A 15,756-nucleotide genomic window follows, 5' to 3' on the forward strand; every position below is an offset into this window, starting at 1 on the left:
ACCCTGACGCTAATTTATTTTTTATGAAAGAAGAAATAAAAGCCTACAATAACGTCCTTGAGTTGATTGGCAATACGCCGTTAGTTCGACTCAACCGGATAACTGAAAACCTATCAGGTAACTTCTTCGCAAAGGTTGAGGCTTTCAACCCGGGTCATTCCACTAAAGATCGTATCGCGTTATTCATTATTGAAGAAGCGGAGCGTCGTGGGATTTTAAAACCAGGCGATACCATTATTGAAACTACCTCTGGAAATACAGGATTTAGTTTGGCTATGGTAAGCATCATCAAAGGATACGATTGTATTTTGGCTGTTAGTTCCAAATCTTCAAAAGATAAAATTGACATGTTGCGTTCCATGGGCGCTAAAGTATATGTTTGTCCCGCTCACGTTTCTGCGGATGACGATCGTTCCTACTACTCTGTAGCCAAACGATTGCATGAAGAAACCAAAGGTTCTGTATATATCAATCAATATTTTAACGATTTAAATGTTGATGCGCATTACAAAAGTACCGGTCCAGAAATTTGGGAACAAACTGGCGGAACAATTACCCACTTAATTGCTTGTAGTGGAACAGGAGGAACCATTTCGGGTACGGCTCGTTTCTTAAAAGAGAAAAATCCAAATATCCGAATTTTAGGTGTAGATGCTTTTGGTTCAGTGTTGAAAAAATACCACGAAACGAAAGAATTCGATCCCGCTGAAATTTATCCGTATAGAATTGAAGGTTTAGGGAAAAATTTAATTCCTACGGCAACAGATTTCGACGTAATTGATAAATTCATGAAAGTAAGCGACGAAGAAAGTGCGCATACGGCTCGTGAAATTGCAAAACGTGAAGGTTTGTTTGTAGGCTACACTTCCGGAGCTGCCTTTCAAGCGGTTAAACAGTTTGCTGAAGAAGGAGAATTTACTGCAGAAAGTAATGTGGTTATTATTTTCCCTGACCACGGTTCGCGCTACATGAGCAAAGTATTCAGTGATGATTGGATGAAAGATCAAGGATTCTTTGACAGCGTCAACGTAGAAGAAACGCAAAAAGTAGAATTTATAAAATAATAAAAAAGCTCCGAGATTTTCGGAGCTTTTTTATTTAAGGTCGGTTCTTTTTTGTTTTAATTCGGATAATATCTTCTAACACAGCGCGTGTTTCATAATTGATAATTTTCAATTGAATGGTGTCCTTTTTTGTGGTGAAACCGTCAATGATGTATAATTTTCCATCTTGGATTTTTACATTGCTTTTATCAAAATCGACATCCCCATATTGCAGTGTGTTTTTGATGTCAATGGTATCAATCCAATCTTCAGCCAATTTTCGTGACGCTTCTAGACTGTACTTTAAAGGTTTGGTGCGGATATTATTCAATACGCGTTCATTAGGGAAATAACTACAGCGGGCTCCTTTTTTATTGAGTACAAAACCCACAAAAACAGCTCCCAATAACACTCCGAAACTATAGTAGGCAAGGCGTTGATAAAACTTCATAGTAAACTTTTTTGCAAAAATAACGAATAGTATAGCTTCCGGAAATTAAAAGACAATTAAATTAATGTCGCTATCGGGTAAATTAAACCAGTCGCCAATCGATTTGTTGGTCAAAATTCCATGGTAATAATATACCCCGTTTTTTAAACCTTTACTGATGCGCAAGGCATTTTCCATACCACCATCTTCAGCAATTTGCAACAAATAAGGCATTATAATGTTACTTATCGACAAAGAAGCTGTTTTGGAATAGCGAGACGGTATGTTGGGTACACAATAATGAATCACATCATTTTTGATGAAGGTTGGTTTTTCATGGGTGGTGATTTCTGAAGTTTCAAAACACCCACCAGTATCAATACTAACATCGACAATAACAGCCCCTTTTTTCATCAATTCCACCATGGTTTCGGTGACTACAACGGGACAACGATCTTTGCCGCGCATGGCTCCAATGGCAACATCACAACGACGAAGCGCTTTTTGAAGGGCTTTGGGTTCGATCGTAGAGGTAAAAACGCGCTGACTTAAATTGTTTTGCAAACGGCGAAGTTTGGTAATTGAATTGTCAAATACTTTAACATTAGCTCCCAAACCAATGGCAGTTCGCGCGGCAAATTCGCCCACGGTTCCTGCACCGATTATTACAACATCTGTTGGGGGAACACCATTAATATTCCCGAATAATAAGCCTTTACCAAAGACATTATTAATCATTAATTCGGCGGCAATAAGGATTGAAGCCGTACCTGCAATCTCACTCAACGATTTCACAGCGGGATAGGATCCGTCTTCATCTTTGATGTATTCAAAGGCCAAGGCGGTTACTTTTTTCTTGGCTAAGGCTTCAAAATATTCTTTTTTTCGGGTTTTGATTTGTAAAGCAGAAATCAAAATGGTTCCCGGTTGAATCATTTCAATTTCAGCTAGGGTAGGCGGTTCTACCTTTAATAGCATCGGGCAGCCGAATACCTTTTGCGGATCGTTCGTGATTTCAGCACCTGCATCGCGATAATCATTATCAGAAAAGCTAGAACTAGCGCCAGCTCCCGCTTCAAGTAAGACACGATGGCCATGACTCGTTAGTGAATTTACGGCATCTGGAGTAAGACAAATTCGTCGTTCCTGATAACTTGTTTCTTTAGGAATCCCAATAAATAATTCACTTTTATGGCGAGCAATTTCGAGTTTTTCCTCTTGTGGAATCAATTGTTCAGGACTGAAAGGCGTCAGTGGCATACCGTATTAATTTTCTTCTAAAGTATAAAAAATCAATCAGACCTGCAACGCCAGTTTTCTTTTTCCGTCGGGTAAAATTTCGATTTGAATTACCGAATGCTTTTCCGGAAGTAAATTCGGAATTTTTTCGGCCCATTCAATAAAACACCAATGCCCCGAATACAAATATTCGTCAATACCCATATCCATGGCTTCGGTTTCCGATTTTAACCGATATACATCAAAATGATACACCAATTGATTGGCATCGGCTTCATATTCATTAACCAACGCAAAGGTCGGACTACTGGTCATGTCTTTAACACCTAATTCGTTGGAAAGTGCTTTAATAAATGTAGTCTTACCAGCCCCCATCATTCCGTTAAAAACGATGACACGTTGGGGTTGTTCCGCGACTACTTTTTGAGCAACCTGTTGAATTTCTTGTAGTTCAAAAATAAATTCCATCTTATTTATCTTGGGTTCAAGACGATAAACGGTACAATCATTTCTTCCAAAGAAATCCCGCCATGCTGATAGGTATTGCGGTAATAACTCACATAATGATTGTAGTTGTTTACGTAGGCCAAAAATAAATCGTTTTTTCGCAAAAATGAAGGAACTACTCATGTTAATTGCAGGCAAACCTACTTTTTTAGGATCTTTAACTACAAAAACATCTTTGTCTTCATAAGTCAAACTACGACCTGTTTTATAGCGTAAATTAAGACTCGTGTTTTTATCGCCAATCACTTTCGTTGGATTCTTAACATTGATGGTTCCGTGATCGGTGGTGATAATGAGTTTGAATCCCAACTTTTGCGCTTGTTGAATGATTTCGAGAAGGGGCGAATTTTTAAACCAACTCAAGGTCAATGATCGGTAGGCTTTGTCGTCAGAAGCCAATTCTTTAACCACATCCATATCCGTTTTCGCATGGGATAACATGTCCACAAAATTATAAACCACAGTGACCAATTGGTTGTCTTTTAATCCGCGGAAGTTTTCGGCCAACTTTTTACCCGATTGAAAATTGGTGATTTTAAAATAGTCTTGTTTTAAATTGAGTCCTAAACGTTTGAGATGTGCCGTCAGGAATTCGGCTTCAAAATTATTTTTCCCACCTTCATCAATATCGTTCTTCCAATATTGCGGAAATTGCTTTTCCATTTCTATAGGGAGCAAACCCGAGAAAATGGCATTTCTTGCATATTGCGTTGCGGTTGGAAGCATGGCAAAGTAGGGGACTTCCTTTTCCACTTTATAATAAGTGTTTACCGAGGACTCCATGGCTTTCCATTGATCATAGCGCATGTTATCAACCACAATAAACAAAACAGGTTTGTCTTTTTTTACCAATTCGGGAACCACCAATTCCCGAAATAAGGTATTCGATAAGATGGGTTTTTCACCTTTGGGATCAAACCAATCTTCGTAATTTCGCTCAATAAACTTCCCAAATTGAAAATTAGCTTCTTGCTTTTGGGACTCTAAAATATTGATCAAATTGGAATCTTCAGTGTGTTCCAATTCAATTTCCCAAAACAACAATTTCTTATAGACTTCTACCCAATCTTCATAAGAATTGGCCATGCCCATGTCCATCGCAATTTTTCGAAACTCCTTTTGATAATCTAATGTTGTCTTCTCAGAAACCAAACGGGAATGATCCAAATTCTTTTTTAAACTTAAAAGAATTTGATTGGGATTGACCGGTTTAATTAAATAATCAGCGATTTTAGAACCAATCGCTTCTTCCATAATATATTCCTCCTCACTTTTGGTAATCATGATTACAGGTGTTGATTTCTTTTCTTTCATTTCTGAAAGTACTTCGAGACCGGATATTCCAGGCATATTTTCATCCAAAAAAACAATATCAAAATTTTGTTCGTTGAATATATCTAAAGCATCTCGACCATTATTACAGGTGGTGACTTCGTAATTTTTTTTCTCTAAGAATAGGATATGGGGTTTTAACAAATCGATTTCGTCGTCTACCCATAATATTTTAATTGGAGCCATATCTAATTTTTGTGCAATTTACTATAAGTTATAACGCATTTGAAATTTACTTTAGTATTTTATTGGTAGGGTTTTTCGAAATGAAAATGTTATTTATATTGAAAGCGTTAATTATTGTTAAAATTAGAAATTGACAGATTTCAATGAGAATTATCAGTAATATATCAATTTTTATATGCTAATTTTGCGAGAAATTAAGTATAAGCTAAATAATGACTCGAATATTAAACTATAGAATCACTTTTAAATATATCCCAATAATTGTATTTATTTCAATACTAGGCACTTATTTATTAGTTAGTCACTATCAAAATGCTAATATTGAATCCGAACAATCGCTTTCTGAAAATAAAGAAGTTCAAGTTAAGCGCTTAAATGGATATAAATACATCAAGCCCCTTTTATTTGTTGATGCTCCCAATGAATCCAGCGAACTCTCATCGGTGAAAAATTCGATTGAAAATGTTATCACTGAATTTAAAAATAAAGGAGTCATCACTTCGGCATCGGTTTATATAAGAGATTATGAACTTAATGGATGGAGTGCCATCAATCCCGACGAACTATACAAACCGGGTTCTTTGTTGAAAATACCGGAGTTGATTACGTTTTTAAAAATGAATGAGAAAAATCCGGGTTTATTGGATAAAAAATACCTCTTTAATCAAGAGCTAAAAACGGATAAGAAACCCATTTTTACTACAAAATCAATTCAGTTAGGCCACGAATATACTGTTCGTGAACTCCTAAAGTACATGATTGTACATTCGGATAATAATGCCACTTTTATCTTAAATTCAATCATGGATGTGGATGTTTTCAAAAAAGTGTTTACCGATTTGGGATTAAATGCCCCCGATTGGAATGCCTCCGATTACCCAGTAAATGTTAAAGATGTTTCCTTATTTATGCGCGCCCTTTATAATGCCTCTTATTTATCAATCTCAGATTCGGAATATGCTACATCTTTGTTAACACAATCTGATTTTAAATTAGGTATAGCGGCAAGTCTTCCCCGAGGTGTTGCCTTTTCACATAAATTTGGTGAAGCGGGTGATGCCGTTGAAAAGCAATTGCATGAAACAGCGATTGTTTATGTTGATGAACGTCCATATATGATCACAATCATGACAAAAGGGAATAGTTTTGATACACTTCCCGAAGTAATTAAACAAATTTCAAGTATGGTATACCGTGAGATGACAGCCGATACAATAGCTCTTAAAGATTAATTTTTTTGACTAAAATACCAAGCACAACTTTCGTTGTGCTTTTTTTTGGTTTGATTTTTGAGGTTTACAATCCATGAAAAATTGGCTTGTATATATTATTATCTTGAAATGTTGCCTTTCATGTCAACAAAACCCAAAACCGTTGAAGGTAGGCATTATCGCGTATGCTGGATTTCCAAAATCTGATTGTGACTCGCTTCGGTATGTTCTAGAAAATTATTATGGAGTTCAAACGTTTGAATTACCCAGCAAACCCATGCCAAAAGCGGCTTATACAGCTATAAAATCGCCCAGATTTCAAGCACCAAAAGTCTTGTCACTACAACGTCAGCATTTACCGGATACGTTAAACTATGTCATGGGATTTACTACCCAAGATATTTGCATCACAAAAAGGGATGAACAAGGAAAGATAATTAAACCCGAATGGAAATATACTGATTTTGGTATTATGGGCTTGGCTTATCTTCCTGGGAATTCGGCAATTGTTTCTACTTTCCGACTAAAACACACCCAACCAAAAATAGAACTCGAACGTGCCAAAAAAGTAACCATACACGAATTTGGTCATAACTTAGGATTACCGCATTGTCCAAATCCCCATTGTGTAATGACCGCCGCCAATGAAAAAATAAGTACCATTGACCAAGAATCCTTGTTTTTGTGTAGAGAATGTAAAAAGCAAATTGCCCTAAAAGTTAAAGCCTGAATCTCTTCAGGCTTTAACTTATAATTCATAATTCATAATTCATAACTTCTAATAACTGCCATTCAACAATTCCCCACCAATCGTCGACTTCGCTTCTATGCCCAACTTCTTCATCATTTCATAGGTCGTACAAACAGCAGCCGAGGTAACTGGAATACCACATTCCGCTTGAATTTGATCAATCGCCTCCAAAGAAGGCATTTGCACACATGCCGAGACTACCAAAACATCAACATCGGTCAAATCCAATTGTTTGTAGATTTCCAACAAATTCAACGGATTCTGTGCTGCAACTTCGAGGTTGTCCGGAATTTCCAAAGCAATACTCTCTTTTACTTTGATGCCTTGGTGTTCAATATAATCGACTACTTTATCGGTTAGCGGACGCATATATGGAGTAATAATCGAAATTTGTTTGGCCCCAAGAACTTTCAATCCGTTTATCAACGCACCCGCCGATGTCACAATCGGAGTAGGGAAACCATTGGCAATCGTTTCTTGATGCAAATTGACTTCCGAAACACAATGATAACCACGTCCCATGCTCATAATCGCCACCAAACAAGCATAGCCCATTACATCCACATGAGCGTCTGAGAGTTCAATCGCGCATTTCAAACTCATGGCGTCCATAGCCGCAAGTTCTTCTTGAGTAACTTTTTTCATGCGCATCCGACTGCTATGAAAGGTGAAACGTTCAGGTAAAACGGTCTCACGCGCTCTAAAAATCGCCGGAATTTCGGTTTCCATCGTCACATTCGACGACGGCACAATTTGTCCAATTCTATATTTCTTTGTCATTATTTAATTCTTCAACTGTTTACTGATTACTGAAAACTGATCACTGCATACTGATCACTGTTCACTGAAAAAGGGCAATGCCTTCGGCCCTGGCTCTCCGCGGTACGCTGTACCTTGCTTCGATCCCTATTGCAATTCCTGCTTAAATCTCTTTTACGGTATTAATGATCGTACCAATTCCTTCCACGGTAGCTTCCATCACATCACCATCATACAACCATTCCTGTGGATCGCGACCCGCACCCACACCTGCAGGCGTTCCCGTTGCGATAATGTCACCGGGCTCAATCGTAAAAACAGTACTTAAATCTTCGATTAAGTCATTAATGTTGAATAGCAAGAATTTTGTATTCGAATTTTGTTTTTCAATGCCATTGACTTTCAAACTAAGATTCAAGTTATGCGGATTCTCAATTTCGTCTTTGGTGACTAGAATCGGACCCATAGGCGCAAACGTATCTTGTCCTTTGGATACAATCCATTGCCCTTCACGACGGCAATCCCGTGCAGAAATATCGTTGATTACAGTATATCCAAATACATAATCCATCGCTTCTGCTTTTGGTACATATTTCCCTGTTTTTCCGACAACTACGGCTAATTCGACTTCCCAATCCAATTGCGCGGTAAGCTTTGTGTTTTTAATCACCTCGGTGTTTGTTGCTGTCACCGTAGTTGGAGGTTTTGAAAAGATGATGGGTTTTTGAGGAAGTTTGCCTGTCGTATCTAAAGTACGAGCACTTTCCGCCACATGTTCGGTATAATTCAACCCAATACCAATAATATTTTTTCGCGGTCTTGGAATAGGAGCCATTAAGGTGACCTCTTCAAAAGGCACCCCAATTTTTGTGATATATTCTTCTGGCGTATCCGCAATTAAATCGTTGATTTCATCGATGACTTCAATCCCCATATCAATCAAATCGAGCATATCATCGGGCAAAGGAAAATTGGCCACTTCGCCAAAGTCTTCCATATCTATCACTAAATTGTTAAATAAAAACCCTAAGCGTGCTTCGTTGTCTTGGTGGGTGTAGGTAAGTAATTTCATTGTTTTGTAGTTTTCTAAACTATTATTCTTTTATATTTTGATGTCCATTATTTTCATTGTAAACCCGATCTTGGTATAAGCCTAATCCTTCAATAACCGGTAAGTCATTGAAATGAAATAAGCAAGCATCTTCCGTTTCAGACGCATTATGATGTTCGTGCCATGCCCAAGAAGGTACACAGAAAATATCGCGTTCTTTCCAATTGAATCGTTTCCCATTGATTATGGAATAGCCGCTTCCTTTGGCGCATTGGTACACAAATGACCCCGTATGTTTGTGGGCTTTTCCTTTGAATCCTTTGGGTAACAATTGCATAGAGGCGCTCATGGTTTGCATCACATGTCCGCCCGTCAACGGATTGCTGTAGCGCATATGAATTCCATCAAATGGATCAATTGGATTTACGTCCAATGCCTCTAACAAAGCAGGATAGACTTTACTCCAGGAATATTTGAATAGGGGAGAATAGGGCTTGTCCCACTGTACATCGGCGGGAATGAGTCCGACTCCACTATAGGTTTTCGGCGAATAATTCAACGGTACGTCCAACGGTTGTTTACCATCAAAAACGGCATAATCATTGGCTTCTAGCGCATTCACTAACGGAATATCCAAACCGTCTTGCCAAATACAAGTTTGCCCGTCGGCTTCTACACCATGCTCATGCCAGGTGGAGTTGGGCGTGATGACAAAATCGTTGACTTCCAACATGATTTTATTGCCGTCTACCACGGTATATCCTTTACTACCTTCCATGATAAAACGCAATGCAGAAGCGCGATGACGGTGTGCCGATGTCGATTCACCGGGACGAGTTACTTGAATTCCCGTATACAGCCAACCCACAGCCGCAGAAACGTCTTTTCGTTTGTCATTGACCAAATAGACTACACGTCGCCCTGCTTGTTCGGGCGTGACGAGTTCGCTCGATTTGAGTACTAGAGCACGTAAATCGTCGTATTTCCATAACATGGGAACGGAATTGGGTCGCGGTTCCCAAGGTTCGATATCATTAGCAACGGTCCATAAAGCACCGGCGCCTAAGGTTTCTAATTCTTTGTAATACGCTTCGAGTTCGGGCGTATCATTCACGCGCGCTCTACCGTATACATCATCGGAATAGTGTTGCTCTTCCATGGTTTTTTATTTTGGAGACCTAACAGGTATTAAAAACCTGTTAGGTCTGTATTATTTATTCATTTTCTGTCCCATCCACAAAAGTAATCTTTCGCGTTGGCGCCACATTCACTCGCAAATCAAAAATATCAAAGCGGTTGTAATGTCCTAAAATATCATGCATTTGTTTGGGTTGGATACATTTTGCCAAATCGATTTCGGCATACACAATGCCTTCATCGTCAATTAAGGGTGAGCCAATCACTGCACCATTGGGTCCAATGAATCCAGAGAAGGCCGAACTTTTGCGATCCAATAAAGCATCAATATTAGGAACATCTTTTCGCAATGCATCTTTAATTTCTTGGGATATGGTTGAACAGGAAACGATTGTGAACAATTTCCCTTCGAAAGAATGGGCAGCCGCCCGAATTTTAATCGCTTCTGCCATGTCATAATCAGGTGGGGCAACGGGAAGCGAAATGTAATTGGCAATGTGCACTAATTCGCCTTGTGATAATAAGGTAAAACGCGCCAAAGTATTGGTGTTTTCACCACAAGCGAGAGTACCCAGCGGACCTACTTCGGTATCATATACTTTAAGGGACGAACCGTCACCTGAGGTCCAGGTTAATTTTTCAGCCCAGGTAGGGACTAATTTTCGGTGTTTTCCAATGATTTCTCCTTGGTTATTGATGATTAAGTTGGTGTTGTAAATTTCGCCAAAACTTGTACCGCGTTCATTGATACCAATGACGATATGCATGTTGTAGTCGCGAGCTGCTTGATATAAAGGCTGCATTTCAGTATCGTTTACAGCTACCGAATTCCGGTACAACTTTTCGTACCATGCGCTGCCTTGCACAGGCGTCATTACCCAATTCCAATACGGATAGCCCGCAATAAAAACTTCGGGAAATGCAATTAATGTAGCACCGTTGTCATGCGCCTCTTTGATAAAACGAATGGCTTTTTCTACTGTTGCGGAAACATTGAGAAAAACGGGTGACGTTTGTACAGTAGCGGCTTTAAATTTTTTAAAATTCATATTGATATCTATATGTAAAAATTAGCAATCCAATTAATCCTAAAATTAACATTGCTAATCCATGATTTCGATCATTTCTAGAAAAAAGGTATACTCGTCCTCCATTGGCTAATTTACGTTTACCAAATGATAAGTAAAGAGCAATTCCAATTCCTGCAAGTCCCCCAAAAACACAAAAAGTATAGCCCATGGCAAGTGTGAGTAGACTTGATTTTTCAGGTTGTTCGCTTAGCTTTTGCTTTATTAATTGATGTTGTTCTATGGCTTCTTGTGAAACTTCAATATGTTGCTTTGAAAGTAATTCCTTTGCTAATTTTACATCGGTTGGAAACCATTCATCAAAATTTTTAACTACTTCTATTAATTCTTCAATAGTAAAACTATAAAAGGGATGGTTATTATCCAAAGTACTACTATCAAAAGGGAAATTTTTTTCCAAAAGTTGATTTACTTTTTCAAAATCGGTTTCTAATAGCATAATTAGAAAAGTGTTTTTTAAAACATCATTTGAAAAAGTTACGTCAAAATCCTTTGAAGTATCTTGAAGTTTATAAGGGATGGAATTTTCATTCAATACTGTCACTATCGCATCTACTTGCGAGCGATTCGGAAAGGTCATAAATGTTTTAAACTCCATAGTTTTATTGCAGAAAGGGTTGGATTTTTGACTTCATTGTTTCGTTAAAGGCTTCCGAACTAATGCTGTTTCGATCGTCTGCGATTTTCACATTCACTAAGGTGACTTCGCCTTCAAGCACCGTTTTTTGTTGGGCGTTTTCAAATTTAAAACCACAAAGCATAGACGAATTGCGCAATTCTTTGACCCATAAATGCTTGGTGATGGTTTCTCCAAGGCGGGCCGGACTCTTGAATTGTACTTTTAAATCGACCGTCGGGATGCCATTGGTTTCATGCATCAAATGAAAGGGGCGATCGAGCGCTTCTTCAAACCAGTCTTCGACAAGGGCGTTGAGCATTTCGAGAAAACGGGGATAAAAAACAATCCCGGCGTAGTCAATATGTTGGAAACGAATTTTTTCTTCTTTAGTAAAATAGTTCATTGGTAGTACTTGTTTTAGCCCTGATTGAAGCGGCATCCTCGTAGCGTAGCGGAGAGATACAGCGGAAAGCAGGAAATAGCTCCAAAAATAAAAGCTATTCAAATATACATTAATCTTGATTTTTAAGTTTGAAACGTTGAATTTTTCCCGTTTCGGTTTTGGGCAGCGCTTCCACAAAATGAATCACTCGTGGGTATTTATAGGGAGCCGCTACTTCTTTGAACCAGTGCTGAATACGGTTTTTCAATACATCGGATGCTTTAGTTGCATCGTTCAATACAATATAGGCACAAACCAACATACCACGTTCGTTGTCGGGGAGTCCGACCACTGCACATTCCGCCACATCTTCATGCCCGATCAACACACTTTCAACCTCAATGGCCGCAATATTGTAGCCCGAGGAAATAATCATGTCGTCGCCACGCGCCACAAACCAATAGTAGCCGTCTTCGTCTTTTCGGAAAACATCGCCCGTAAGATTCCAACCGTATTGCACATATTCCGCTTGTTTGTCGGGACGATTGAGGTATTTGCAGCCTGTGATGCCGCGAACAGCCAAACGACCAGCAGTTCCATCAATGACTTCGGTACCCGTTGCATCCACAATCTTGGCTTCATAACCGGTTATTGGTAATCCTGTTGCGCCAGGTTTCATGTTCGTTTCATTGGACGAAATGAAAATGTGCAACATTTCAGTGGCTCCAATACCGTCTATAATTTTAAGTCCGGTCACGTCAAACCAGTCTTGCCAAACTTTCAACGGAAGCGTTTCTCCAGCAGATACGCATTTGCGTAAACTGGAGATATCGTAATCGTTTACTTTAGTTGTAATGACCCGCCAAGCCGTAGGTGCTGTAAAACAAATGGTGATTTTATGGTCTTGAATCGCTTGCAGAAGCAGGTCCGGACTCGGTTTTTCAATTAAAAATGTTGATGCACCGTAATAGAGCGGGAACAGCACCAATCCGCCGAGACCGAAGGTGAATCCGATGGGCGGACTTCCAATGAAAATATCATCAGCAGTGGGTTGGAGCGAGTAGGCGGGGAAAGCTTCACAGATATTGAGAATATCTTTATGATAATGAGCCGTCATTTTGGGTAAACCTGTGGTTCCCGAGGTAAACCCTATTAATGCTACACTTTCGGAATGCGTGTGGTAATTGTCAAAAACGGGTTCGTATTTTGCCATTAAAGCTTCCAATTGGCTGTTTCCAAAATAGCAAACCGATTGTAGGTTATCGCTTTTCACCAAATGCATTTCTTCTTCCAGATCGGCAGCACAAAAAGCATGGGAAATTTCGGCACAATCGATAATCGTAGTGAGTTCTTTGGAGCGTAACAATGGCATCGTGGCAACTACGACTCCGCCGGCTTTGAGAATGGCGAACCAACAAGCGACCATCATGGGCGAATTGGCGGAACGAATCAACACCCGATTTCCGGATTGGAGTTTGAGATCGTGCACCAATACCTGCGCAATTTGGTTGCTCTTTTCATACAAGTCTTGGTAAGTCCAAGTGGTTTCAAACGTATGCAAACACGGTTGTTGTCCGCGCCCTTCTCGAATGTGTTGGTCCAACAATCGATCGACACAGTTGAGCATTTCAGGACGTTGAAACTGGGGTACATTTAAAAAGGAATAGCCCGGTTGTGCCGAAAGTTCGGGCAAATGATCATGAGCAAACGTATCGGTGTAGTGTTTCATGACAGTTTATTTTTTATTACTCTTCGGTTTTAAAGCCTTCTTCATCGATTCCAATTGTTTGCGTTCGGTCGCTTGATAGGGATACAAATGCGACGTTCCAGCAAAATAGGAGTCGGGGATATCGGATGGGCGAAAATTCTCATAGGCTTGCGCATTACGCACAAAATAAGGATCCAATAATAAAGGTCGGCCCAATGCCACAAGATCGGCACGCCCATTTAATAAAATGGTATTGATTTGGTCGATATTTTGAATATAGCCTGCGGTAATGGTCGGAATGTGAACGGTATTGCGAATGGCATCCGAAAATGGAGTTTGCCACATGCGTCCGACTAGCGGGTTTTGATGACTTACGGTATTTCCGGTAGAAACATTGATGCAATCGGCACCTGCTTCTTTAAAGGCATTAGCAATAGTAAGCACTTCATTTTCGGTGATTCCACCTTCGGCCCAATCGCATGCGGAGATACGAACCGACATGGGTTTTTCTTTTGAAAAAACGGCACGCATAGCTTTAAATACATGAAGCGGGAACTTTAAGCGGTTTTCAATACTTCCACCAAACTCATCCGTTCGTTGATTGGTTAAGGGAGAAAGGAAAGAAGCTAATAAAAACCCATGATGGGCTTGGAGTTCGACAAGATCAAATCCAGCCGCTTCTGCATTTTGAGTGGCTTGCACAAATTGTGCTGTAACCGCATCCATGTCAGCGATGGTCATGCTTTTTGGTCTAGGCATTCCTACTGCAAAAGGAATAGAAGAAGCCGCAATCAATTCCCAAGGATTTTCAAGCGGTTGATTGGCTCCTTCGCTTGGTCGTTTGGTTGCGCCTTTGGGTCCAGAGTGCCCCAATTGAACACCAATTTTGGCAGCGGTATTTTGATGGATAAAATTTGTGATTCGTTTCCACTTATCCATTTGATTTTGAGTATATAAACCTGCACAACCTAAAGTGATACGACCTGTTTCAGAAACCGCCGTCATTTCGGTTAAAAGGAGTCCGACACCGCCTACAGCGCGCGAGGTGTAATGTTGAAAATGCCAATCATTAACTTCGCCATTTTCAGCGTGATATTGTCCCATGGGTGCCATGACAATTCGATTTGGGAGTACTAAATCACGGAGTTTGAAATCGTGAAAAGCAGCGGGTTTGGCTTCCTGATTACCATTAAATTCGGCTAACACTTTATCGGTAAACGATTTGTCGCGCATCATTAAGTTTTCAAAAGTCACTTTTTTCGAACGCGTCATGCAACCAAAAGCAAATTGGTAGAAGGGATGCTGCATGTGACGATCCATGTTTTCGAACCAATCCAAGGAGACCGTTGCCGCATATTGAATCATTTCGACCGTATTACGACGCGACTGTTCGTATTGCTGAAAAGCCGCTTGCACGTTATTGGAATTCGCAATAACGGCATCAGAGAGTCCGATGGCGCAATCCATGGCCAATTTTGTTCCTGAGCCAATAGAGTAGTGGGCCGTAGCTTTAGCATCACCTAACAATACAATGTTGTTATGAAACCATTTTTTATTGGTCACATGGGGAAACTGCCGCCAGTGTGATTTATTCGATATCAAGCCATGACCGTCGAGTTCTTCTTTGAATAGTGCTTCGATTTTGGCAATGGTATCCGCTTCATTAGTCACTTCAAAACCGTGTTTTTCCCAGGTATCATTGGAACATTCAAAAATCCACGTGCTCATTCCGGGTTCGTATTGGTAGGAATGCGCAACGATGGTTCCGTGCGGCGTAGAGCGAAAGAAATAGGTAAAAGCGTCGAGGGGTTTGGTCGAACCGAGCCACACAAAGCGGTTGCTTTTGAGTTCGATTTGTGTTCCAAATTCTGCTTCATATTGCGATCGAATCGCACTTCCAATTCCGTCGGATGCCAAGATTATATCTGAATCAGCAAATTGGGATAAATCGTCTACATTTTGTTCAAAATGCAAGCGAATACCTTCTTCTGAACAGCGTTGATGTAACAGCTTCAATAAGGTTTTTCGGGAACAGCCGCAAAATCCGTTACCTGCGATACTCACTTCTTGTCCGTCACGCGCAATGATGATATCGTCCCAATAGGCAAAATTAGAGCGAATCAATTCATAGGATTCCATATCGCGTTTGAGGAATTCGCCCAAGGTTTCATCGGAAAAAACGACGCCAAAGCCGAAGCTATCATCAGGACGGTTGCGTTCGTAAATATCAATTTCACAATGGGGTAATGCTTTCTTGGTTAGAATTGAAAAATATAAACCGCCGGGACCTCCCCCGATTACTGTAATTTTCAT

At 39.9% G+C, this 15,756-nt stretch carries 14 protein-coding genes and 1 pseudogene; 3 read left to right on the forward strand and 12 right to left on the reverse strand.

Translation table 11 applies throughout. The features are described from left to right. Positions 1–23: 23 nt before the first annotated feature. Positions 24–1,064: a PLP-dependent cysteine synthase family protein gene (locus OLM45_RS09630; protein ID WP_264509751.1), complete on the forward strand. Its 1,041-nt coding sequence runs from the start codon at positions 24–26 to the stop codon at positions 1,062–1,064. Positions 1,065–1,098: 34 nt separating this feature from the next. Here the strand turns inward: OLM45_RS09630 and OLM45_RS09635 are convergent, their stop codons facing one another. The 4 genes and pseudogenes from OLM45_RS09635 to OLM45_RS09650 form a co-directional block, all read right to left on the reverse strand. After that, on the reverse strand, positions 1,099–1,494 hold the full coding sequence (locus tag OLM45_RS09635; RefSeq protein WP_129461236.1) for a DUF4258 domain-containing protein: 396 nt from the start codon (positions 1,492–1,494) through the stop codon (positions 1,099–1,101). Positions 1,495–1,539: 45 nt separating this feature from the next. Next, the gene (locus OLM45_RS09640; RefSeq protein ID WP_264509752.1) at positions 1,540–2,733 is read right to left on the reverse strand and encodes an alanine dehydrogenase; all 1,194 of its coding nucleotides are present in this window, start codon (positions 2,731–2,733) and stop codon (positions 1,540–1,542) included. A gap of 36 nt (positions 2,734–2,769) precedes the next feature. Continuing rightward, complete coding sequence (gene tsaE / locus OLM45_RS09645; protein ID WP_264509753.1) at positions 2,770–3,180, reverse strand: tRNA (adenosine(37)-N6)-threonylcarbamoyltransferase complex ATPase subunit type 1 TsaE; 411 nt, start codon at positions 3,178–3,180, stop codon at positions 2,770–2,772. 5 nt (positions 3,181–3,185) lie between these two features. Next, a pseudogene (locus OLM45_RS09650) lies at positions 3,186–4,737 on the reverse strand (PglZ domain-containing protein). A gap of 212 nt (positions 4,738–4,949) precedes the next feature. Between OLM45_RS09650 and OLM45_RS09655 the strand changes: the two are divergent. Both OLM45_RS09655 and OLM45_RS09660 read left to right on the forward strand, forming a co-directional pair. Further along, entirely contained in the window at positions 4,950–5,969 is a 1,020-nt protein-coding gene (locus OLM45_RS09655) for a serine hydrolase (RefSeq protein ID WP_264509754.1), read from the forward strand. Between the two features lie 73 nt (positions 5,970–6,042). Then, on the forward strand, positions 6,043–6,678 hold the full coding sequence (locus OLM45_RS09660) for a matrixin family metalloprotease (protein WP_264509755.1): 636 nt from the start codon (positions 6,043–6,045) through the stop codon (positions 6,676–6,678). Positions 6,679–6,726: 48 nt separating this feature from the next. Here OLM45_RS09660 and OLM45_RS09665 read toward each other — a convergent pair whose 3' ends face one another. From OLM45_RS09665 to OLM45_RS09700, 8 genes are all read right to left on the reverse strand, one after another. After that, positions 6,727–7,479: an Asp/Glu racemase gene (locus OLM45_RS09665; RefSeq protein ID WP_319799972.1), complete on the reverse strand. Its 753-nt coding sequence runs from the start codon at positions 7,477–7,479 to the stop codon at positions 6,727–6,729. Positions 7,480–7,621: 142 nt separating this feature from the next. Next, positions 7,622–8,530, reverse strand: a complete 909-nt coding sequence (locus OLM45_RS09670) for a fumarylacetoacetate hydrolase family protein (protein WP_264509756.1) — start codon at positions 8,528–8,530, stop codon at positions 7,622–7,624. A gap of 22 nt (positions 8,531–8,552) precedes the next feature. Further along, positions 8,553–9,668 carry a cupin domain-containing protein gene (locus OLM45_RS09675; RefSeq protein ID WP_264509757.1) on the reverse strand — a complete coding sequence of 372 codons (1,116 nt, stop codon included), beginning with the start codon at positions 9,666–9,668 and terminating at the stop codon, positions 8,553–8,555. A gap of 55 nt (positions 9,669–9,723) precedes the next feature. Next, positions 9,724–10,695 (reverse strand): carbon-nitrogen hydrolase family protein, encoded by a 972-nt coding sequence (locus OLM45_RS09680; protein WP_264509758.1) that lies wholly within the window; start codon positions 10,693–10,695, stop codon positions 9,724–9,726. Continuing rightward, positions 10,685–11,332, reverse strand: a complete 648-nt coding sequence (locus OLM45_RS09685; protein WP_264509759.1) for a hypothetical protein — start codon at positions 11,330–11,332, stop codon at positions 10,685–10,687. The genes OLM45_RS09680 and OLM45_RS09685 overlap by 11 nt, the downstream gene beginning before the upstream one ends. A 4-nt stretch (positions 11,333–11,336) precedes the next feature. Beyond that, positions 11,337–11,756 (reverse strand): acyl-CoA thioesterase, encoded by a 420-nt coding sequence (locus tag OLM45_RS09690; RefSeq protein WP_264509760.1) that lies wholly within the window; start codon positions 11,754–11,756, stop codon positions 11,337–11,339. A 109-nt stretch (positions 11,757–11,865) separates the two neighbouring features. Then, entirely contained in the window at positions 11,866–13,464 is a 1,599-nt protein-coding gene (locus tag OLM45_RS09695) for an AMP-binding protein (protein WP_264509761.1), read from the reverse strand. A 6-nt stretch (positions 13,465–13,470) separates the two neighbouring features. Further along, positions 13,471–15,756: a bifunctional salicylyl-CoA 5-hydroxylase/oxidoreductase gene (locus tag OLM45_RS09700; protein WP_264509762.1), complete on the reverse strand. Its 2,286-nt coding sequence runs from the start codon at positions 15,754–15,756 to the stop codon at positions 13,471–13,473.

Origin of the sequence: Flavobacterium sp. N1719 (genome assembly GCF_025947045.1) — a bacterium.
In the GTDB taxonomy this organism is placed as follows: Bacteria; Bacteroidota; Bacteroidia; order Flavobacteriales; family Flavobacteriaceae; genus Flavobacterium; species Flavobacterium stagni.